We start from the raw sequence: 19,696 nt of genomic DNA, 5'->3' as shown, positions 1-19,696 counted from the left end.
CGGTGTCGTGCCCAATTTGGGGCCTACTTGGCTGTACTAGAGTAACGTAGATGCGGCTAAAAAGTTGCGCTGGTATGACGAAGTAACGACCAAGTACATGCAGACCTCTCGAAAAATTAACCCGGCCCACCTCATCTACGCCTTGCTTGTGCCCGGAGACCGATTAACGATGGAGCCGGCAGGCCACTGGAACCAAAACCGGCTTCAGCGCATATTGATGCGGGGACGGTGAGAGCGGCGCTGAAATCGAGACGCTGCGATCGGGTCCCGGAGGCTGAAAGTAAAATGCGTTCCTTCCTTGTTGCGTTTGCCGGTCTGCTGCTGGCTGTCACGGCCGCGCAGGCCAAAGTCGAAATCACCGTCGACAAGAACAACCAGATGATGACCGTCGCGGTCGACGGCGTCGAGCGCTATCAGTGGCCGGTCTCGACCGGCAACCCGTCGCACGAAACGCCGAACGGCAGCTTCCGGACTTTCCGCATGGAGGCGGACCACTTCTCCAAGGAATTCGACGACGCGCCGATGCCGCATTCGATCTTTTTCACCCGGGTCGGTCACGCGATCCACGGCACGGAATCCGAAGGCAAGCTCGGCGTTCCGGTGTCGCATGGCTGCGTCCGTCTTTCCCGCGCCAACGCCACGACGCTCTATGCACTGGTGGAAAAGGAAGGCGTACTCAACACCACCGTGACGCTGACCGGTTCATCGCAGATCGCGCTGGCGCGGGTCGGGCGCAACCGGACCGCGGTCGCCCGCCGCGACATCGACTCCCAGGATGAGGGTTCGGCCGGCGAGCCCACAGCGCTGGTGCCGCAGCAGCCGGCAGCCGGTCAATACGCGCAGCATCCGGACGACGGCTACATCTATCCGGCTGATGGAAGTTCGGACGGGGCGCGCTATCCGGCGCCGCGCAGCAACCGGCGCCTCTACGACGCGCAACAGGTCTATCCGCAGCAACAGCCTTATTACGGCAATCGAGGCTATGCGCCTCAATACGCACCGCCGCCGCAGGTCTATGCGCCCCGGCCCGCTTATCAGCCGCGCGGCTTCTTCGACTGATCCAATTCGACTGGTCTAATTTGGACGCCGGATTTATGGGGCGGTCACAGCCTGACCGCCCCATATGATTTCAGTCGCGTCTCAAGCGCCTTTTTCGCACTTCTTCATGAAGCTGTTCTTGGCGGCGCCGGCCAGCGGCTTACCCTCCGAGCTCACCGCCTTGGTGGCGCAGGCATCGGCCGTGCATTTCTTCATGAACGACGTCTTCGCCGCACCCGCAAGCGCCTTGCCGTCTTTTCCGACCGCCTTGCTCTCGCAGGTCTCCTGCGCCATCGCCGTACCCGCGGCGAAGACCGCAATCATGGCTGCCAGAAACACACCTCTGAACATATTTCTCTCCTTTGCCGACGAGGATCGAGATTCGAATGGCCGGATTTGACAGCAAGTTCCGCACCCGATCAAGGGCCGGTTCGGTGTTGCGAAGATGAACGCGTTGCTTCGCGACGCTGAATCTGAGGTCTATACGCCGCGCGCAGGATTACCGCCGATAAATTAGCATGTGCTGTATCCATTCGGTTGACGCGCAGGTAACCAAGACGGCCGCGTCCAATGACGTGTCGGCATTTCTGCCCTGCACAACCCCGTCAAACCTGCAGCTTTTACCCCTTCTTACATAATTACGCCCTAGCCCTGCCTATCATCGCGACATCTCCACCATTGCGGTTCAATCATGTTGAAAGTCTACACTTACGTCGCTGAAGCGCTCGATCTCAGGCTGGTCGGCCTCGCCGTCTTTATCGGCATCCTGGCATCGCTCGCCGCCATTAACCTGCTTCGCCACGCACGCAAATCGGCCGGCCGCATCCGGCTGGTCTGGCTCGCCGTGTCGGCGATATCGACAGGCTTCGGCATTTGGGCGACCCACTTTGTGGCCATGCTCGCATTCACGCCGGGAATTCCCAGCGGCTACGATATCCCGCTGACGCTGCTGTCCCTGGTCGCGGCCATCGTGCTCACCGGCGCCGGACTTTTCGTCGCGTTGCTTCCGGATTGGCGTCACGGCCCCTGGATCGGCGGCGCGATCGTCGGAGGCAGCATCGCCTCCATGCATTATCTCGGCATGGCGGCGTTCGATATCGCCGGCGTCATCTGGTGGGATCCGATCCTCGTGGTGTCCTCGATCCTGATTGCCGTGGGCATCGGCGCGATCGCGCTGCCCGTCGGCCTTCATGGCATCGAAGAGAGATGGAAGCTCGGCGGCGCCGCGCTGCTGACGCTCGCGATCTGCTGCCATCACTTCACGGCGATGGCCGCGGTCTCGATCGTTCCGGACTCCGCCATCGAGATTCCGCAGTCGACGCTTCCCGCCGGATGGCTCGCGCTGGCGGTGGCCTGCGCCAGCTTCGTGATCATCGGCCTCGGACTGGCGGCGATCGTGCTCGACATCCGCGACGAGCGCCGCTCCGAACTCGAGGCCGACCGCATGCGCGATCTCGCCAACGCTTCCGTGGAGGGGCTGCTGGTGTGCGACGGCGAGACGATCGTCTCGGTCAATACCAGCTTCGCCCATCTCGCCGGCGTTTCCGCGCCGGCCCTTGTCGGCGCCGGACTTGAAAGCTGTTTCCCGGACAAGGCGGCGCGGGCCAGGCTATTGAACGGATCGAAGCAGGCGGTCGAGACCAGTCTGCGTCATTCCGACGGCGCGATGACGCCGGTCGAATTGCTGTTGCGGCCGATCGTGTTTGCGGGAAAGCCTCACCATGTCGTCGCGGTGCGCGATCTGCAGGCGCGCAAGGAGGCCGAGCAGCATATCCATTATCTCGCGCATCACGACGCGCTGACGTCGCTCCCCAACCGCGGCTATTTCAACGCGCGGACCGATCAGGAAATCGCCAACCTTGGCGCCGGCGGCAGTCTCGCCGTGCTGTGCCTCGATCTCGACCGCTTCAAGGAAGTCAACGATCTGTTCGGTCACGCGGCCGGCGATACGGTGCTACGAACCGTCGCCGCGCGCGTCACCGCGGTGCTCGCCGAAAACCAGATGATGGCGCGCCTGGGCGGCGATGAATTCGCCATCCTGATGCCCCGCCTCAGGAGCCCGGCGCAGGCGGGCCAGCTCGCCGACACCATTCTGGAAGCCCTGCGCGCGCCCGGCGATACGCCCGAGACCAACAGCATCTCGACCAGTATCGGCATTGCGATCTGCCCCAATGACGCGATGGATCGCGAAGCCCTGCTCAGCCACGCCGACACCGCGCTTTATCGCGCCAAGACCGACGGCCGCAACACCTACCGCTTCTATGAAGCAAGCATGGGCGCCGCGGTCCGCGAACGGCGGATGCTGGAGCACGATTTGCGGCTGGCGATCGCGCGCAACGAATTGCGGCTGGTGTATCAGCCGCAGCGCGGCGTGCGCAGCGAGGTCATGACCGGCTTCGAGGCGCTGCTGCGCTGGAAGCATCCCGCGCGCGGCGAGATTTCGCCGACGGTGTTCATCCCGATCGCCGAGGAGACCGGCACGATCCTGGAAATCGGCGACTGGGTGATCCGGATGGCGTGCCGCGAAGCCGCGAGCTGGGAGCAGCCGCTGATGGTCGCCGTCAACGTTTCGGCGGTGCAGCTCTACAATTCGGATTTCGTCCAGGAGCTCCATCAGACCTTGCTGGAGACCGGATTGCCGCCGAAGCGACTCGAGATCGAGATCACCGAGACGGCGCTGGTGCGCGATTTCAACCGGGCGCTGACGACGCTGCGCCAGGTCAAGGCGCTCGGCGTGCGCATCGCCATGGATGATTTCGGCACCGGCTATTCATCGCTCTCGAACCTGCGCGCGTTTCCGTTCGACAAGATCAAGATCGACGGCTCGTTCATCAAATCGGTCAATTCCAATGGCCAGGCCGCAACCATCGTCCGCGCCGTGCTAGGGCTCGGCCGCGGGCTCGGGCTGCCGGTGCTGGCTGAAGGCGTCGAGACCGATGCCGAACTCCAGTTCCTGCGTGACGAATCCTGCGACGAAGTGCAGGGCTATCTGCTCGGGCGCCCGGCCGAGATCGGCAGCTTCCGCAATTTCACCCACACCGAAAGCGCTGACGACGACATGCCGGAGCAAGCGCCGGCGCGGCGCGCCAAATTGGCCTGAGCCGGTTGCGGCCTGAGAGCTATTTGCCAGAGCGTGATGAGTAAAACGGTTGGCATCGGAGGTTCACCTCTCCCCGCCGGGGAGAGGTGAACGGAGCATGCGGCCAAATCGATTCAACCAAACCTCATCCCGCTCTAACCTGCCGAGGCATCCCTACTCGCCGTCGCGCAGCCGCCGGTAGACCGCGCCCAGCACGTTGGAATAATCGTCGGTCCAGATCCGCTGATTCGGGTCGGCGTCGGTCTCTTCCCACAGGTCGGAGGACGCGAGCTTGCCGACATCGGCATCCTCTCGCGCCGAGACCACGACCTCGGTCGGGAAGATGTATTCGCTGTCGCGGTTGGAATCCTCGCTATAGACCCAGCTCTTGAGATCGTTGGCTTTCGCGATGCCGACGACGACGCTCGCCAGTTCCAGATTGCGGTTGGAGACATGCATCACCACCGCCCCCTGCGGCGTAAGCTTGTCCTTGTAGATCTTCATCGCCTCCTGGGTGGCGAGGTGGATCGGGATCGCGTCCGACGAATAGGCGTCGACGATGATCAGGTCGTAGACGCCGTCAGGCTCCCTGGCGAAGGTCAGCCGCGCATCGCCCATCACCGGCTTCAGGTCCGGCGCGCAATTCTTCACGAAGCTGAAATATTTCGGGTCGCGCGCGGTGTCGACCATCGACTGGTCGATCTCGAAGAATTTCCAGGTCTCGCCGGGCTCGGAGGCGCAGGTCAGCGTGCCGGCGCCAAGCCCGATCACGGCGACGCGCAGCGGTACACCCTTGCGTTCGCGGATCGCCGTGATCGCCCGGCCGATGCCGCCGTCCTTGTGGTAATAGGAGATCGGCTCGGGCCGCCCGGTAACGGGGGTGCCGTCGTTGTTCAGAAATTTCTGGGCGCCGTGCGTCGTGGTGCCGTGCATCAGTACATGGTACTGGCCGTTCGGCGTCACCACGATCTTGTGGACGCCGAAAAAGCTGCGCACCGTTTCCACCCGTCCCTGGTCCGGCGGATAGACCCGCGCCAGGACCAGAGCCAGCGCAATCGCGGCGGCGAATTTCCAGCGCCCGAGCTTGCACAGGACGGCCAGGATCATCGCGACGACGGCGACGGCGCTGGCAATATAGATCCTCTGCTCGTCCAGCCAGCCGATCACTTTGCCGGTGCTGTAGGACGGCGCGATCAACACCACAGCCAGGACGGCAAGAAGCGGCCAGTACCAACGCCGCCAGCGCTTGTTCAGTCCGTCACCCGGCGGCCGGCACAACGCCGCCAGTGCGACCAGGATCGGATATTCCGCAACCCAGGAGAACGCAAACGGCGCAATCAGGCCTGCGAACAATCCGCCGATCATGCCGCCGAACGACAATGCGACGTAGAAACCGGTGAGATATTTCGCGGCCGGCCGGGTCCGCGCCAGTTCGCCGTGGCAGGTCATCGCGATGATGAAGAAACAAAGCAGATGTCCACCGAGCGTCAGCAGCAGGTTCTGTTCGCCGCCGACCGCCAGCAGCACGACGATGCCCATGATCGCCAGCGGCTGCACCATCAGCATCCAGCGATGCGGCAGCAGCGGGCGCGACTGGAACACCAGCACCCAGGTCAACAGATACAGCGACAGCGGCAACACCCATAGCAACGGCGCCGAGGCGACGTCGGTGGCAATATGCGCGGTCACCGCGATCAAGAGGCCCGAGGGGACCGCGGCCAGGAAAATCCAGCGCGCGCGCAAGCCCCAGGCCGGCGCCGGGGTGTCGGCATCCGCCGCGAGCGTATCCACCGCCGCCATCGCCGGCGAACGCAGCAACAGCGCGCCGCAGCCCGCGATCAGGACGATCAGCAACCCGTAGCCGCCGGTCCAGAGCAGATTCTGCGTGCGCAGCGTGAACATCGGCTCCAGCAGCACCGGATAGGACAACAGCGCCAGGAAACTTCCGATATTCGAGGAGGCGTAGAGGAAGTAGGGATCGGGTCCGTCCGGATGGCCGGTTCGGACGAACCAGGCCTGCAGCAGCGGGTTGTTGGCGGCGAGCGCGAAGAACGGCAGCCCGATCGAGACCGCGAACAGGCCGAGCAGCCAGAACGCATAGCCGCTCGACGGCGGCTCGCCCCAGCCGCCGGCAATCGACAGCGGCAGCGTCAACAGCGCGACCAGCAGCAGCAGCAGATGCACCACGACCGGGATGAGGCGGTTTTTGACCTGCATCAGGTAATGCGCGTAGGCATAGCCCGCGAGCAGCAGCGACTGGAAGAACACCATCGCCACCGACCACACCGCCGGCGAGCCGCCGAGCCGCGGCAGCACCATCTTGGTGAACAGCGGCTGCACCGAGAACAACAACAGCGCGCTGACGAAGATCGCCGAGGTGTAGACCACCAATATAAGCCGGTTGCGCGAGACGGAGGACGGGGTCGTGACGGCAGGCGTAGCAAGCGAGGTCATGAAAACTCCGGCAGGCACCCGGTGACGGGATTCGGTGGCAATGGACCATATCACGCCATCGCGGGCAATGCGGGCGAGACGGCGGGATTGTCACTTATCGCTGTGCTCGCCTGCGCCTCTCGGATAGAAAACATCGGAAACACTGGTATGACGACTTGAGCCGTCATTCCGGGGCGATGCAAGCCTCGAACTACAATGTGCCATTGCACATCGGAGAATCTCGAGATTCCCCGATGCGCTATTGCGCATCTGAGGTCTGGTGCTAATGCACCATCCCGGAGTGACAGTCCAAACATGAAACGCATATGACGGAAACCGACGTTCTCATTATCGGCGCGGGGCATAACGGCCTCACCTGTGCGGCCTATCTGGCGGCGGCGGGCTTGCGCGTGAAAATGGTCGAGCGGCGCAAGGCGGTGGGGGGCGCCGCGGTCACCGAGGAATTCCATCCGGGATTCCGCAATTCGGTCGCGGCCTATACCGTCAGCCTGCTCAATCCGAAAGTCGTCGCCGACCTGAAGCTCGCCGATCACGGCCTGCGCCTCGTCGAACGCCGCGCGCAGAATTTCCTGCCCGCGCCCGACGGCCGCTATCTCCTCACCGGCGAAGGCCGCACGCTGCCGTCGGTCGCCAAACTCAGCGAACGCGACGCTGCCCGGATCGAGGCGTTTTCGCGCGAGCTGGAAGCGATCGCCGACGTGCTGCGGCAATTCGTGTTGCGCGCGCCGCCGAACCTCGTCGAGGGTTTTGGCGTCGGCGCCGTCCGCGAAAGCTTTAATGCGCTCGGCACCGCGAACATCCTGCGGCGGCTGACGCTGGAGCAGCAGCGCAGCCTGCTCGATTTGTTCACGCGCTCGGCCGGCGAGATGCTGGACGAGCGATTCGAGAACGATCTGGTCAAGGCGGTGTTCGGCTTCGACGCCATCGTCGGCAATTACGCCAGCCCTTATGCCGCGGGCTCGGCCTATGTGATGCTGCACCACGCGTTCGGCGAGGTGAACGGCAAGAAAAGCGTCTGGGGCCACGCCATCGGCGGCATGGGCGCGATCACACAGGCGATGGCGAGCGCGGCCCGCGGGCGCGGCGTGGAGATCCGGACCGAGACCGGCGTGCGCGAGGTCATCGTCGAACGCGGCCGTGCGGCGGGCGTCGTCCTCGACAATGGCGAGGCCATCCGCGCGAGATATGTCGTCTCCGGCGTCAACCCGAAACTGCTGTATACGCGGCTGATACCGTCAGGCGCGCTGCCGCCGGCATTCCTCGAACGCATCTCGCACTGGCGCAACGGCTCCGGCACGTTCCGGATCAATGTCGCGCTGAACGCCCTGCCCTCGTTCACGGCACAGCCCGGCGCGGGCGATCATCTCACCGCCGGCATCATCATCGCCCCGAGCCTGGATTACATGGACCGCGCCTGGCAGGACGCGCGCGACCACGGCTGGAGCCGCCAGCCGGTGGTCGAGGTGCTGATCCCCTCGACGCTCGACGAGACGCTGGCCCCTCCGGGCCAGCATGTCGCGAGCCTGTTCTGCCAGCACGTTGCGCCGCAATTGCCCGGCGGCCAATCCTGGGACGACCATCGCGAGGCGGTCGCCGACCTCATGATCGCAACCGTGGATCAATACGCGCCCGGCTTCGCGGCCAGCGTCATCGGCCGGCAGGCGCTGTCGCCGCTCGATCTGGAGCGCCAGTTCGGCCTGTTGGGCGGGGATATCTTCCACGGCGCGCTAACGCTGAATCAGCTGTTCTCGGCCCGCCCGATGCTGGGCCACGCCGATTACCGCGGGCCCTTGAAAGGCCTCTACCATTGCGGCTCCGGCGCCCATCCCGGCGGTGGCGTCACCGGCGCCCCCGGCCACAACGCCGCGCGGGTCATTTTGGCCGATCACCGCTCGCTGTTCGCAACCCGTTGACAAGCCGGTGGACAGGTTGTGGAAAAGCTGTCGATAGGCCTGTGGAAAAGCCTGTGCGATCGCTGTTGAGATATTCCGCTGAAGCCTGTTGAAAACGGAGGTCTGGTCCGGTGTACGGCACGTGCGTAACACGGTGCATAAGTCCTGCGCCAAACCCGAACAAGCTGTGCCCTCGGGGTAGTGTCCCAGTTTGGCTTTCGCCTTAGCGGCAATCCTCGTCAGTAATCATTGCGAAGCCGCACTTTGGCCAATGAGCCGGGGCTCCCGCACATAGCCGAAGTCAGCCCCGCCCGACCAAGCCCGTCCGTCAGGGTAACGAAGTTCGATTCCGACGAGATCGCGTTCATCTGCCAGCGACATATTAATGCCCGTCTGGACATTGCCAAATTTCGATATGGCGCTCTCCGTCAGCGTGAAATGCGTCGTCGAACCACATCGGCCGCAGAAGTGGATTGCTGCGGCCGGATCTTCTTTGTCTTCCCGGCTATATTCTCTGGTCGCGCCCTCGATGCTGACTTCGGAGGGATGGAAATAGGACCAGCGAGCGCCAGACTTGCTGCATAGCGTGCAATTGCACTCGTTGATGAAGTCCGGTCGCTTTGCCACTTCGATGCGGACTTGACCGCAGAGACAGGTAAGTTTCAGCATTCCCGTCTTATATCAGGAGACCCACCCGCCTGATAGTTGCCGTTGACTCCCACGCAGAGCTGAAATTCAAACTGAGACACGCCCCCCGGCGACAGCCCGGTTTTATGAATTTACCTGCCCTTCCTGCAAGGCTCCAGCAGCGGTATGAAGGCTTGTTCCCGCCCCAATTTCGGACGAATTTGCCAATTCCTGATGCCGTTAATTTTGCGTCCGAATATTAAGAGCAGACCGATGCGCTGTTGCCGGAGACTGTTTGCGATTGCCATCCTTTGCCTTGCCGGTCAGGCTGCCGCCGAGCCGCCACAGGAGCCGGATACGGTTGCCTTCGCGCTGATGTCGGGGAAATGCAGCACGCTCAAAATCGCTGGAAGTGTGTTCGCGTGCAAGGCGGTTTCGTTCTACCAGACCGAACTTGGCCGGGCGAATTTCACGATCGTACTCGACGACCCCGCGGACGATCGCCACATCGTCACCTTCTCGGGCGACAACGGCCGGCGGCAGGACGAATTGTACGAACTGCCGATCGACCGGATGCTGCTGAAGTCCAGGGAAAGGCCCACCGCCGATGGCTTGCCGGTGGCCGCCGTGGAATTATCGACCGGAAAATGCAGGCAGTCCGGAAGCTTCGTCACCGGACAGATTTCCCGTGTTTCCTGCAGCGCGACGGATCAGAACGGCAAGACCTATGAGCTGGAGTTCGAATCGGATGGCTCACCGACGATGATGTGGCATGTCCGGCAGTCTCAGCCGACGATCCAGTAGGCTTCGTATCGGACACCTGCGTGTCAGGCGCTTCCGGCTGTGCTAAGCCTCGCCCCATGATGACCCCGACCCCCGCCACCTGTCGCGCGAGCTTTGCCATCGGCGACGAACAGGCCGCCAAGACCGTCGTTGACGTTCTCACCGAGATCTTCTTCGAGGGCCAGGCCGCGATCGCCGCGTTCGAGCGACCGGACGGGCGCTGGGATGTCACCGTGCATTTCGCCGAGCCGCCCGATCAGGCGCTGGTCCGCGAACTCGTGGGCAGCGCGGCCGGCGCCGACGTCGCGCAAGCCATCACCTTCGACACGGTGGAGGCCAAGGACTGGGTCAAGGCCAGCCTCGAGGATCTGGTGCCGGTCCCCGCCGGGCGCTTCGTCGTGCATGGCCAGCACGACCGTTCGCGCGTGCCGCCCAACAAGATCGGCATCGAGATCGAGGCGGCGCTGGCGTTCGGCACCGGCCATCACGGCACAACGCGCGGCTGCCTGCTGCTGCTCGATCATGTCCTGAAGAAATATGATCCGCGGCGCGTGCTTGATCTCGGCACCGGCACCGGCGTGCTCGGGATCGCCGCGGCGAAGGCGCTGCATCGTGAGGTGCTGGCCAGCGACATCGATCCGTCCTCGGTTGCGGTGGCGCGCGAAAACGCCCGCCTCAACGAAACCGGCCATCTCGTCAAAGCCATCTGCGCGACCGGTTTCTCGGCGCCGCAATTCGCGGAAGCCGGCCCGTTCGACCTGGTGCTGGCGAACATCCTCGCCAATCCGTTGCGGCAATTGGCGACGCCGATGGCGCGGCATCTGGCGCCTTCTGCGCTGGTGGTCCTGTCGGGCCTGTTGACGCATCAGGCCGCAAGCGTGATTGCCGCCTATCGTGTACGCGGGCTGGTGCCGCTACGGCATGTCAGGATCGAAGGCTGGAGCAGCCTTCTGTTGCGCTACATAAGCTGAAAACTAATGGACTGAGAATTAACAGGCTGAGAATTAATCCTGCGTTTTCTGCTCACCGAGCGCGCTGACGCCCTTATCCGCACGCAGCCTGCGCCTGACGCGCACGTCGGCAAAACGCTCCAGCATCTGAACGACGATGCCACGCTGCTTCTTGTTCGCGACGGGCGCGGCCGGTACGCGACGGACCGGCGGCGAAATCTTCTCAAACGTGAAAGCTGGCATTGCCTATCCCTCGTCGTTGAGTTGAGACACTGCTGAGAGCCCCAGTTGATCTTAGACGAACAGCTTGCGGTGTAAACTGTTTGTCATGTCCAATATTCGAGCACAAGTCATGCTAAGGGATAGTAGGCTTCGCTGCAAACCTGTGATCGCTTACCGCAAACCTGTGGTCGCAAGACCGGCTCATGATCCGATCAGATTGAATTGGGTCATCACATTCCCTCTTGTTCGAGCCCGATTTCCGTGCAGGGCTTCGCGCCCGCCGCCGGGAAAACCGGTTCCCAATTTGGGTCAGCGCGGCGCTGCCGGGTCCGGATCATGCCCGGTCCGTTTCCCGACGCGTTTTCTTCATGCGAACCGGTACCCACTTCGCTCGAAAACGCGATAGAATGATTGAATCATGTTCGAAGCCCGTTTCCAGACATTCGAAGAACCCGAGAGCGGCGTGGCGCTGACGGCGCGGCTGGCTGCTGTTCGCGAGGAACTGACACGACGGAAGCTCACCGGCTTCGTGGTTCCGCGCGCCGACCAGCAGCAGAATGAATATGTCGCGCCGTCGGAAGAACGGCTGGCATGGCTGACCGGGTTCACCGGATCGGCCGGAATGGCAATCGTGCTGACGCATCAGGCCGCGCTGTTTGTCGACGGGCGCTATACGCTGCAGGCCGCCAAGCAGGTCGACACCAAGGCCTGGAGCGTCGAATCCCTGATCGATCCGCCGCCGGAAAGCTGGCTGACCAAGCATCTCGCTGCCGGCGATCGCGTCGGCTTCGATCCCTGGTTGCATACATCCGCGGCGGCCGAACGGCTGGCTGCGGCCTGCGCCAAGGCCGGTGCGGAACTGATCGCGGTCGAAACCAACCCGGTCGATTCGGTCTGGACCGAACGTCCCGCGCCGCCGCTCGGCCCGGTCAGCATTCATGATGCGCAATTCTCTGGCGAGACCGAACACGACAAGCTGGCGCGGATTCAGGAAGAAATCGGCAAGCTCGGCGTCGATGCGCTGGTGCTGTCGGATTCGCACGCGGTGGCCTGGACCTTCAACATCCGCGGCGCCGATGTCTCGCATACGCCGTTACCGCTATCCTACGCGCTGGTACCGAAAGACGGCAGGCCGACGATTTTCATCGACCACCGCAAGCTCTCCAACCGCGCGCGCGATCATCTGGAGCAATCCGCCGATGTCGCCGAGCCCGGCGCGCTGACGGGCGAACTTACCGCGCTGGCGCAACGCGGCGCTTCCATCGCGCTCGACAGCGCCACCGCCGCCGATGCCTTGAGCCGGCTGATCAGCGCCGCCGGCGGCAAGGCCGTGCGCGGCAGCGATCCGGTCGCCCTGCTCAAGGCCTGCAAGAACGCAACCGAGATCGAGGGCACGCGGAAAGCGCACCGGCGCGACGCGGTGGCACTGGCGCGATTCCTCGCCTGGGTGGACCGCGAAGCGCCGTCGGGCGCGCTGACCGAGATCGACGCGGTTGAGGCGCTGGAAACCTTCCGCCGCGACACCGGCGCACTCAAGGACGTATCGTTTCCGACCATCGCCGGCACCGGGCCGAACGGCGCCATCGTGCATTATCGCGTCACCCGCAAGACCAACCGGCGCATTGCGCCCGGCGATCTCCTGCTGATCGATTCCGGTGCGCAATATCAGGACGGCACCACCGACGTCACCCGCACCATCGCGATCGGCGAGCCGACCGCGGAGATGCGCGACCGCTTTATCCGCGTACTGCGCGGCCATATCGCGATCGCGCGCGCGGTGTTTCCGGACGGCGCCACCGGCGCGCAGCTCGACACGCTGGCGCGACAATTCCTGTGGCAGGCCGGCATCGATTTCGAGCACGGCACCGGCCACGGCGTCGGCAGCTACCTCTCGGTGCATGAAGGCCCGGCGCGGATTTCAAAACTCGGCACCACGCCGCTCCGGCGCGGCATGATCCTGTCCAACGAACCTGGCTACTACAAGACCGACGCCTTCGGCATCCGGATCGAGAATCTCGAACTGGTGGTCGCAGCCGATATCGCCGGCGCCGAAAAGCCGATGAATGCGTTCGAGACGCTGACGCTGGCGCCGATCGACCGGCGTTTGATCGACGTGAAGATGCTGAGCGCGAAGGAACTGGCCTGGCTCAATGATTATCATGCCAAAGTGCGCGATCAGGTCCGTCCGCATCTGGACGAGGCCGCCCAGGCCTGGCTCGACGCCGCGACGGCGCCGTTGAAGTAGGGCGCACCGTCACAAAGCCCGCCGTCACCGGACCTGTCCCGGTGATCCATCTCTTTCTTACCCCCGCGAGCCAGAAGACGTGGATAGCCGGACGAGCCCGGCCATGACGGAAAAAGTAATGACGGACAAAGAAAGCCGCCCGCTCATTCGCCGATCAGCTTCAGCCATTCGTCTTCGGTCAGCACGGTGACGCCGTGCTTTTGGGCTTCCGCCAGTTTCGAACCGGCGCCGGGCCCCGCGACCACGTAATCCGTCTTCTTCGATACCGAACCCGCTGCCTTGGCTCCCAGCCGCTCGGCCGTGGCCTTGGCCTCGTCGCGCGTCATCTTCTCCAGTGAGCCGGTGAAGACCACGGTCTTGCCGGCCACGGCCGAATTGCTTTTCGGTTTTTCGGCATCGAGGATAATGACCTCCCTGGTCAGCCGCTCGACGATGCCGCGGTTGTGGCTTTCGCCGAAATAGGCCGCGATGCTTTGAATGACGGTATCGCCGATCTGGTCGAGCGCGTCCATCTCGGCCATCGCTTCCTCGTCAGCCTTGGCGACCTTGAGGCAGGCGTCGTGGAACGCGGCCCAGGAGCCGTAGCCGCGCGCCAGCGCCAGCGCCGTGGTCTCGCCGACCTGGCGGATGCCAAGCGCGTAGATGAAACGCTCCAGCGAAATCCGGCGGCGCTCCTCGATGGCGTTGAACAGATTACGCACCGAGGTCTCGCCATAGCCTTCGTGCTCGCCGAGCTTGATCTTGTCGTTGCGCGCCGCCAGCGTGAAGATATCGGCGGGCTCCTTGACCCAGCCCTGCTCGAAAAAGAATTCGATCTGCTTCTCGCCAAGCCCGTCGATGTCGAAGGCGCGGCGCGAGGCGAATAGTTTCAGGTGTTCGATCTTCTGAAACGGACAGGCGAACTCGCCGGTGCAGCGGGCGCGGGCGCCCTCTTCGCCGGCCGCGGTCTCCTCGCGCACCACGTCGGTATGCAGCGGACACGGACATTTTTTCGGGAAATGAAATTCCTTCGCGTGATTTGGCCGCTTGTCGATGACGACATCGACCACTTGCGGAATCACATCGCCGGCCCGCTGGATGATGACGGTGTCGCCGATCCGGATATCGCGCCCCTCACGCAACGGCTCGCCGTCGCCGCCGATGCCCTTGATGTAATCCTCATTGTGCAGGGTCACGTTCTGCACGATGACGCCGCCGACGCCGACCGGATCAAGTTTTCCGACCGGCGTGAGGGAGCCGGTGCGCCCGACCTGAATCACAATATCCCTGAGCACGGTCATGGCCTGCTCGGCCGGGAATTTATGCGCGATCGCCCAGCGCGGCGTGCGCGACACGAAACCGAGCCGCTCCTGCCAGTCGAGACGGTCGACCTTGTAGACGACGCCATCGATGTCGTAATCGAGTTCGGCGCGCTGCTCCTCGATCAGGCGATGGAACGCGAGCAGTTCCTCGACCGCGTGACAGAGTTTTGTCAGCGGATTGGTCCTGAAACCGCAGCGCTCGAACCAGTGGATCATGCCGGACTGCGTATCTTCCGGCATCGCGCTCATCTCGCCCCAGGCATAGGCGAAGAAACCCAGCGGCCGCGACGCGGTGATGCCCGGGTCCTTCTGGCGCAGCGAGCCGGCGGCTGAATTGCGCGGATTGGCGAACGGGGCTTCTCCCGCCTCGACCTGCTTCTTGTTCAGCGCCAGGAACGCCTTCTTGGTCATGTAGACTTCGCCGCGGACCTCGCAGACTTCAGGCACGTTGCGGCCTTTCAGCCTGTGCGGCACATCCTCGAGCGTGCGGATATTGGCGGTGACGTCCTCGCCCTCGGTGCCGTCGCCGCGCGTTGCCGCAGTCGTGAGCTCGCCGCCCTCGTAGCGCAGCGACATCGACAGCCCGTCGATTTTCGGCTCGGCACTGAATGCGATCTTGTCGTCGCTCAATTTGAGGAAGCGCTCGATGCGGCCGACGAAATCGCGCACGTCCTGTTCGGCAAACGCGTTGTCGAGCGACAGCATCGGTACCGCGTGGCGGACCTTCTTGAAGCGACCGGACGGCGCCGCGCCGACTTTTTGCGACGGTGAATCCGCAGTGACGAATTCCGGAAACCTGGCCTCGATCGCGTTGAAGCGCCGTCGCAGCGCGTCATATTCGGCATCGGTAACCGTCGGCGCATCTTCCTGGTAATAGCGCCTGTCGTGCCCCTCCAGCGCCAGCGCCAGCCGTTTCCACTCGACCTTGGCCTGCGCCTTGGTGAGCTTTGCAACGTCGGGAAGTGGCTTCGATTTTGGTTTGGTCGCCATGATGCAAATTATAATACGTCATTCCAGAATGACGGCAAAAACTCGCACCATGTCGTCACGCCGTCGCGGCACGCAGCAGGCGTTCAGCGGCGGCCCTGGCCTCGGCGGTGATCTCGGCGCCGGCCAGCATGCGGGCGATTTCCTCGCGACGGTGATCGGCGGCGAGCGCATTGACGCGGGTGGCGACGCGCTTGCCCTTGTCGAGTGCGTCCTTTGAGATCAACAGATGCTGGTCGGCGCGTGCGGCGACCTGCGGCGCGTGCGTCACCGCCATCACCTGCACCTTGGAGGCCAGGCGCGCTAGCCGGGCCCCGATCGCGTCCGCCACCGCGCCGCCGACCCCGGTATCGATTTCGTCGAACACCAGCGTCGGCGCCGAACCGCGGTCGGACAGCACCACCTTGAGCGCCAACAGGAACCGCGACAACTCGCCGCCGGAGGCGACCTTCATCAGCGGCCCCGGCCGGGTGCCGGGATTGGTTTGTACCCAGAATTCGACGCGGTCGATGCCCTGCGGGCCGGGCGCAGCCGGGTCCGATTCCACCTGCGTCATGAATTTGGCGCGCTCGAGTTTCAGCGGCGCAAGCTCGGCATTGACGGCCTTGTTGAGCTTTTCCGCCGATCTGGCGCGCGCCGCCGAGAGTTTCGTGGCGGCGGCGCTATAGTGCTTGTCGGCTTCCGCAGCCTCGGCTTCCAGCTTCTTCAACTCGCCGGCGCCGGCGTCGATCAGCGCGACATCGGCGGCATATTTCGCGGCCAGCGCCGCCAGGCCGTCGACCGGGGTCGAATATTTGCGCGCGGCCGCGCGCAAGGCGAACAGCCGTTCCTCGATCCGCTCCAGCTCGGCCGGGTCGAAATCGGCCGCGATCAGCGCCGCGGTAAGGTGCTGGTCGGCCTCCTCCAGCGCGTTGATGGCGGCATCGATCGCCTTCACCGCGGGTTCGACCAGCGACGGTGAATTGGCGGCCCGGCGTTCCAGACGCCGCACCGCCGCCGACAGCGCCGCGACCGGCGACTGGTTGCCGCTCACGGCCTCCTGCGCCTCGCGCAGATCGGTCGCGATCTTCTCGCCCTGCATCATCGTGGTGCGGCGTCCGGCCAGCGCCGCCTCCTCGCCGTCCTTGGGCGCCAGCGCCTTCAATTCATCGGCGGCATGGCGCAGATAATCGGCCTCGCGGGCCGCGCGCTCCATGGCCGCGCGATGGCCCTCGAGCGCCGTGTTCGCCGCGCGCCGCGCCTCCCACAGCTTTTCCAGCGCCGCGACCTCCTTCTCGAGGCCCGCGAAGGCGTCGAGCAGGCGGCGGTGGGTGGCGGCGTCGACCAGCGCGCGCTCGTCGTGCTGGCCGTGAATTTCGACCAGCGTGGCGCCGACCGCTTTCAGGGTCTGCACGCTGATCGCCTGATCGTTGATGAAGGCCCGGGTGCGGCCGTCGGCGAACTGCACGCGGCGCAGGATCATTTCACCGGTGTCGTCGAGCCCGTTGTCGCTGAGGATCACGGACGCCGGATGTCCTTTCGGCACATCGAACACGGCCGTGACCTGCCCCTGCTCGGCGCCGTGGCGAACCAGGCCGGCGTCGCCGCGGCCGCCGAGCGCCAGAGCGAAAGCATCGAGCAGGATGGATTTGCCCGCGCCGGTTTCGCCGGTCAGCACCGCAAGCCCGCGCGAAAACTCGATATCGAGCCGTTCGATCAGGACGATGTCACGGATCGACAGACGCGCCAGCATGCCGGATGAATTCCTAGCCGAGGCCAACTTTCTTGAAGGCCCTGCTGATCCAGGACCCCTGATTCTCGCTCGGCTCGAGACCGCCGGACTTTACAAGATTATAGGCGTCCTTGTACCAGCGGCTGTCCGGAAAATTGTGGCCAAGCACGGCGGCGGCGGTTTGCGCCTCGCCGACGATGCCGATCGCCATATAGGCCTCGGTGAGCCGCTCCAGCGCTTCCTCGACATGCCGCGTGGTCTGATACTGGGTGACCACGGTCTTGAAGCGGTTGATGGCCGCGGTGTAGTTGCGCTTTTCCATGTAATAGCGGCCGACGCTCATTTCCTTGCCGGCGAGCTGGTCGCGGGCGGCCTCCATCTTGGCCTTGGCGCTGACGGCATATTCCGAGGTCGGATATTTGCGGACCACCTCGTCGAGCGCGGCAATGGCCTTTTCGGTGCGGCCCTGGTCGCGCGAAATGTCCGGGATCTGATCGTAATTCGACGCCGCGATCAGATATTGCGCATAGGCGGCGTCCGGACTGCCCGGATGCAGGGTGACGTAGCGGGTCGCGGCCCCGATGCAGCTGTCGTAATCGCCCGCGTCATAATAGGCATAGGCCGACATCAGCAGCGATTTGCGCGCCCAGTCGGAATAAGGATGCTCGCGGTCGACCTCCTCGAACTTCTTCGAGGCGCCCTTGGCGTCCTTTTTCTCGTTCAGCAGGTACAGGCCCTCATTATAGAGCTTGTCCGCCGGATCGTCGTTGAAGGTCTCGTCCTTGGCGAAAAACTTGTCCCACAGGGCGCCGGTGCCGCAGCCGCTCAGCGGGATCGCGAGAACAACAAGGCTTGCGGCCACGCGCAACCGCCGGCCAAGCCCGTGCAGAAGACCTGAACCGGAAGGTGATGTGCGTAATTCGTGCGTCATACGCCGTGCCGACATGGATTTAAGACCTGACGCCTTGCTGCGGTGCCCATTACGCGCCGATAAAACCCGACGCGATGATTCCCACCCGCGGCGCCCTGCCGTGCGACCGCTGGCCTGTGTAACCGAAAAAGGTCCGGTGACCAACCGGGTACGCAGGCATTTCGCCCGGATTAAGGCGGCCCGAAGGCATCGCGACCAATCTTGGTTACTGTGGAAGGAGGCTTCCGTGCAAGGAAGCCTCTGTGAAAGCCGGAGCGTTGCCCGTGGAAACGCCGGAGGTGCTCAGGATACGTCCGGCCCGTAGGCTGCGACCATGCCGCCCACCGTGCCGCTTCCGGCTTCGGCATAAGCGCGCGACCGGCGCGCCGCCTCGGCTTCGACCACGCGCCAAGCGCTGCGATCGGCCAGCATCGTCGTCAGTACCGCATGGTTGAGCTTATGGCCGCCGCGCACCGAGCGATAGGCGCCGAGCAACGGCAGGCCGGCCAAAGCCAGATCGCCGACGACGTCGAGCACCTTGTGGCGCACGCATTCGTCCGCGTAGCGCAACCCTTCGGGGTTAAGCAGGCGTTCTTCGTCGAACACCACCGAATTCTCGAACGACGCTCCGAGCGCGAAGCCTGCACTCCACAGCCGGGCCACATCGCTCATGCAGCCGAAGGTCCGGGCGCGGGCAACCTCGCGGCGGAACCGCTCGGGGCTGAGATCGAGCATATAGCTCTGGCGTCCGATCACGGGATTGGCGAAGTCGATCTCGACCTCGGCGCGGAACCCCGCCGCATAGGGACGCAGTTCGCCAAAGGAATCGCCGATGGCGGCCTGGACCGGTTTCAAAACCTGAATGAAGCGGCGCGACGCCGGTTGCGTCACAATGCCGGCCTGATCGATCGCGGCAACAAAGGCCGCGGCGCTGCCGTCCATGATCGGAACTTCGGGGCCGTCGATTTCGATCATGGCGTTGTCGACGCCCATGCCGCGCAACGCCGCGAGCACATGTTCGGCGGTCGAGACCAGCGAACCGTCGCGGTCACCCAGAACGGTGGCGAATTCGGTTGCGGTGACGGATTCGGCGACCGCCTGAACCTCGCGGTCGGCGCCATCGAGCCCGGTGCGGACAAAAACAAAACCTGCATCGACGGATGTAGGTCCAATGGTCAGATTTACGGTTAACCCGGAATGAACGCCGACACCCGTCACGGTAGCGCGCGACCGAAGCGTTGTTTGCCGGCTTAATTTCATTCCGATACCGCCCACTGCTGACTTTGCTAAAGTGTGGGATCGGCCCGATGGCTTAAGCCGACTCACTTCAGCATCCCCAAGTCACCGCAGACCATAAACTTTGCCTTAAACAGCGCCAACTCACGCTTTTTTACGGATTGTTACCCAACCTCTGCCGTATTGGCGCCCAAGGTTGACCAAATTCCGCCGCCGGCAACGCCGCCTCCAGCCTCGTCACCTTACTGCAAAATACATAAT

The 19,696-nt window shown here is 63.9% G+C and carries 14 protein-coding genes; 6 read left to right on the top strand and 8 right to left on the bottom strand.

Going from position 1 to position 19,696, the window contains the following annotated elements:
• Positions 1–285 precede the first annotated feature (285 nt).
• Positions 286–1,059: a L,D-transpeptidase gene (locus tag HB630_RS01595; protein ID WP_213769633.1), complete on the top strand. Its 774-nt coding sequence runs from the start codon at positions 286–288 to the stop codon at positions 1,057–1,059.
• A gap of 81 nt (positions 1,060–1,140) precedes the next feature.
• On the opposite strand, the gene HB630_RS01590 is transcribed toward HB630_RS01595, so the two are convergent.
• Positions 1,141–1,389 carry a hypothetical protein gene (locus HB630_RS01590; protein WP_213769632.1) on the bottom strand — a complete coding sequence of 83 codons (249 nt, stop codon included), beginning with the start codon at positions 1,387–1,389 and terminating at the stop codon, positions 1,141–1,143.
• A 340-nt stretch (positions 1,390–1,729) separates the two neighbouring features.
• Here HB630_RS01590 and HB630_RS01585 point away from each other — a divergent pair, with 340 nt between their 5' ends.
• Positions 1,730–4,138 (top strand): EAL domain-containing protein, encoded by a 2,409-nt coding sequence (locus tag HB630_RS01585; RefSeq protein ID WP_213769631.1) that lies wholly within the window; start codon positions 1,730–1,732, stop codon positions 4,136–4,138.
• 153 nt (positions 4,139–4,291) lie between these two features.
• Here the strand turns inward: HB630_RS01585 and HB630_RS01580 are convergent, their stop codons facing one another.
• Positions 4,292–6,571 carry a fused MFS/spermidine synthase gene (locus tag HB630_RS01580; protein ID WP_213769630.1) on the bottom strand — a complete coding sequence of 760 codons (2,280 nt, stop codon included), beginning with the start codon at positions 6,569–6,571 and terminating at the stop codon, positions 4,292–4,294.
• Positions 6,572–6,876: 305 nt separating this feature from the next.
• On the opposite strand from HB630_RS01580, the gene HB630_RS01575 reads away from it, so the two are divergent.
• A complete protein-coding gene (locus HB630_RS01575; protein WP_213769629.1) occupies positions 6,877–8,484 on the top strand; it encodes an NAD(P)/FAD-dependent oxidoreductase in 1,608 nt (535 codons plus the stop codon).
• 225 nt (positions 8,485–8,709) lie between these two features.
• Here the strand turns inward: HB630_RS01575 and HB630_RS01570 are convergent, their stop codons facing one another.
• Positions 8,710–9,132 carry a GFA family protein gene (locus HB630_RS01570; RefSeq protein WP_213769628.1) on the bottom strand — a complete coding sequence of 141 codons (423 nt, stop codon included), beginning with the start codon at positions 9,130–9,132 and terminating at the stop codon, positions 8,710–8,712.
• Positions 9,133–9,363: 231 nt separating this feature from the next.
• On the opposite strand from HB630_RS01570, the gene HB630_RS01565 reads away from it, so the two are divergent.
• Both HB630_RS01565 and HB630_RS01560 read left to right on the top strand, forming a co-directional pair.
• Positions 9,364–9,894, top strand: coding sequence for a hypothetical protein (locus HB630_RS01565; RefSeq protein ID WP_213769626.1), 531 nt, complete (start codon positions 9,364–9,366; stop codon positions 9,892–9,894).
• 59 nt (positions 9,895–9,953) lie between these two features.
• Positions 9,954–10,844 carry a 50S ribosomal protein L11 methyltransferase gene (locus HB630_RS01560; protein ID WP_213770671.1) on the top strand — a complete coding sequence of 297 codons (891 nt, stop codon included), beginning with the start codon at positions 9,954–9,956 and terminating at the stop codon, positions 10,842–10,844.
• Between the two features lie 33 nt (positions 10,845–10,877).
• Here HB630_RS01560 and HB630_RS01555 read toward each other — a convergent pair whose 3' ends face one another.
• Positions 10,878–11,066 carry a hypothetical protein gene (locus HB630_RS01555; RefSeq protein ID WP_213769625.1) on the bottom strand — a complete coding sequence of 63 codons (189 nt, stop codon included), beginning with the start codon at positions 11,064–11,066 and terminating at the stop codon, positions 10,878–10,880.
• Positions 11,067–11,463: 397 nt separating this feature from the next.
• On the opposite strand from HB630_RS01555, the gene HB630_RS01550 reads away from it, so the two are divergent.
• Positions 11,464–13,290 (top strand): aminopeptidase P family protein, encoded by a 1,827-nt coding sequence (locus tag HB630_RS01550; RefSeq protein WP_213769624.1) that lies wholly within the window; start codon positions 11,464–11,466, stop codon positions 13,288–13,290.
• A 143-nt stretch (positions 13,291–13,433) separates the two neighbouring features.
• Here the strand turns inward: HB630_RS01550 and ligA are convergent, their stop codons facing one another.
• From ligA to lpxC, 4 genes are all read right to left on the bottom strand, one after another.
• Positions 13,434–15,581, bottom strand: coding sequence for an NAD-dependent DNA ligase LigA (gene ligA / locus HB630_RS01545; protein ID WP_213769623.1), 2,148 nt, complete (start codon positions 15,579–15,581; stop codon positions 13,434–13,436).
• Between the two features lie 55 nt (positions 15,582–15,636).
• The gene (gene recN / locus HB630_RS01540) at positions 15,637–17,310 is read right to left on the bottom strand and encodes a DNA repair protein RecN (protein WP_213769621.1); all 1,674 of its coding nucleotides are present in this window, start codon (positions 17,308–17,310) and stop codon (positions 15,637–15,639) included.
• Between the two features lie 13 nt (positions 17,311–17,323).
• A complete protein-coding gene (locus HB630_RS01535; protein WP_213769620.1) occupies positions 17,324–18,235 on the bottom strand; it encodes an outer membrane protein assembly factor BamD in 912 nt (303 codons plus the stop codon).
• Between the two features lie 267 nt (positions 18,236–18,502).
• Entirely contained in the window at positions 18,503–19,459 is a 957-nt protein-coding gene (gene lpxC / locus HB630_RS01530) for a UDP-3-O-acyl-N-acetylglucosamine deacetylase (protein ID WP_213769619.1), read from the bottom strand.
• Positions 19,460–19,696: the final 237 nt, after the last annotated feature.

Origin of the sequence: Bradyrhizobium sp. dw_78 (assembly GCF_018449525.1) — a bacterium.
Lineage (GTDB): Bacteria > Pseudomonadota > Alphaproteobacteria > Rhizobiales > Xanthobacteraceae > Bradyrhizobium.
The sequence above is the reverse complement of the archived record's forward strand: the minus strand, read 5'-3'. Positions and strand labels throughout refer to the sequence as shown.

Excerpts from the sequence above, each read along its gene's own strand:
- HB630_RS01595 (WP_213769633.1), top strand. The coding sequence starts at position 286 with ATGCGTTCCTTCCTTGTTGCGTTTGCCGGTCTGCTGCTGGCTGTCACG.
- HB630_RS01590 (WP_213769632.1), bottom strand. The coding sequence starts at position 1,389 with ATGTTCAGAGGTGTGTTTCTGGCAGCCATGATTGCGGTCTTCGCCGCG.
- HB630_RS01585 (WP_213769631.1), top strand. The coding sequence starts at position 1,730 with ATGTTGAAAGTCTACACTTACGTCGCTGAAGCGCTCGATCTCAGGCTG.
- HB630_RS01580 (WP_213769630.1), bottom strand. The coding sequence starts at position 6,571 with ATGACCTCGCTTGCTACGCCTGCCGTCACGACCCCGTCCTCCGTCTCG.
- HB630_RS01575 (WP_213769629.1), top strand. The coding sequence starts at position 6,877 with ATGACGGAAACCGACGTTCTCATTATCGGCGCGGGGCATAACGGCCTC.
- HB630_RS01570 (WP_213769628.1), bottom strand. The coding sequence starts at position 9,132 with ATGCTGAAACTTACCTGTCTCTGCGGTCAAGTCCGCATCGAAGTGGCA.
- HB630_RS01565 (WP_213769626.1), top strand. The coding sequence starts at position 9,364 with ATGCGCTGTTGCCGGAGACTGTTTGCGATTGCCATCCTTTGCCTTGCC.
- HB630_RS01560 (WP_213770671.1), top strand. The coding sequence starts at position 9,954 with ATGACCCCGACCCCCGCCACCTGTCGCGCGAGCTTTGCCATCGGCGAC.
- HB630_RS01555 (WP_213769625.1), bottom strand. The coding sequence starts at position 11,066 with ATGCCAGCTTTCACGTTTGAGAAGATTTCGCCGCCGGTCCGTCGCGTA.
- HB630_RS01550 (WP_213769624.1), top strand. The coding sequence starts at position 11,464 with ATGTTCGAAGCCCGTTTCCAGACATTCGAAGAACCCGAGAGCGGCGTG.
- ligA (WP_213769623.1), bottom strand. The coding sequence starts at position 15,581 with ATGGCGACCAAACCAAAATCGAAGCCACTTCCCGACGTTGCAAAGCTC.
- recN (WP_213769621.1), bottom strand. The coding sequence starts at position 17,310 with ATGCTGGCGCGTCTGTCGATCCGTGACATCGTCCTGATCGAACGGCTC.
- HB630_RS01535 (WP_213769620.1), bottom strand. The coding sequence starts at position 18,235 with ATGTCGGCACGGCGTATGACGCACGAATTACGCACATCACCTTCCGGT.
- lpxC (WP_213769619.1), bottom strand. The coding sequence starts at position 19,459 with ATGAAATTAAGCCGGCAAACAACGCTTCGGTCGCGCGCTACCGTGACG.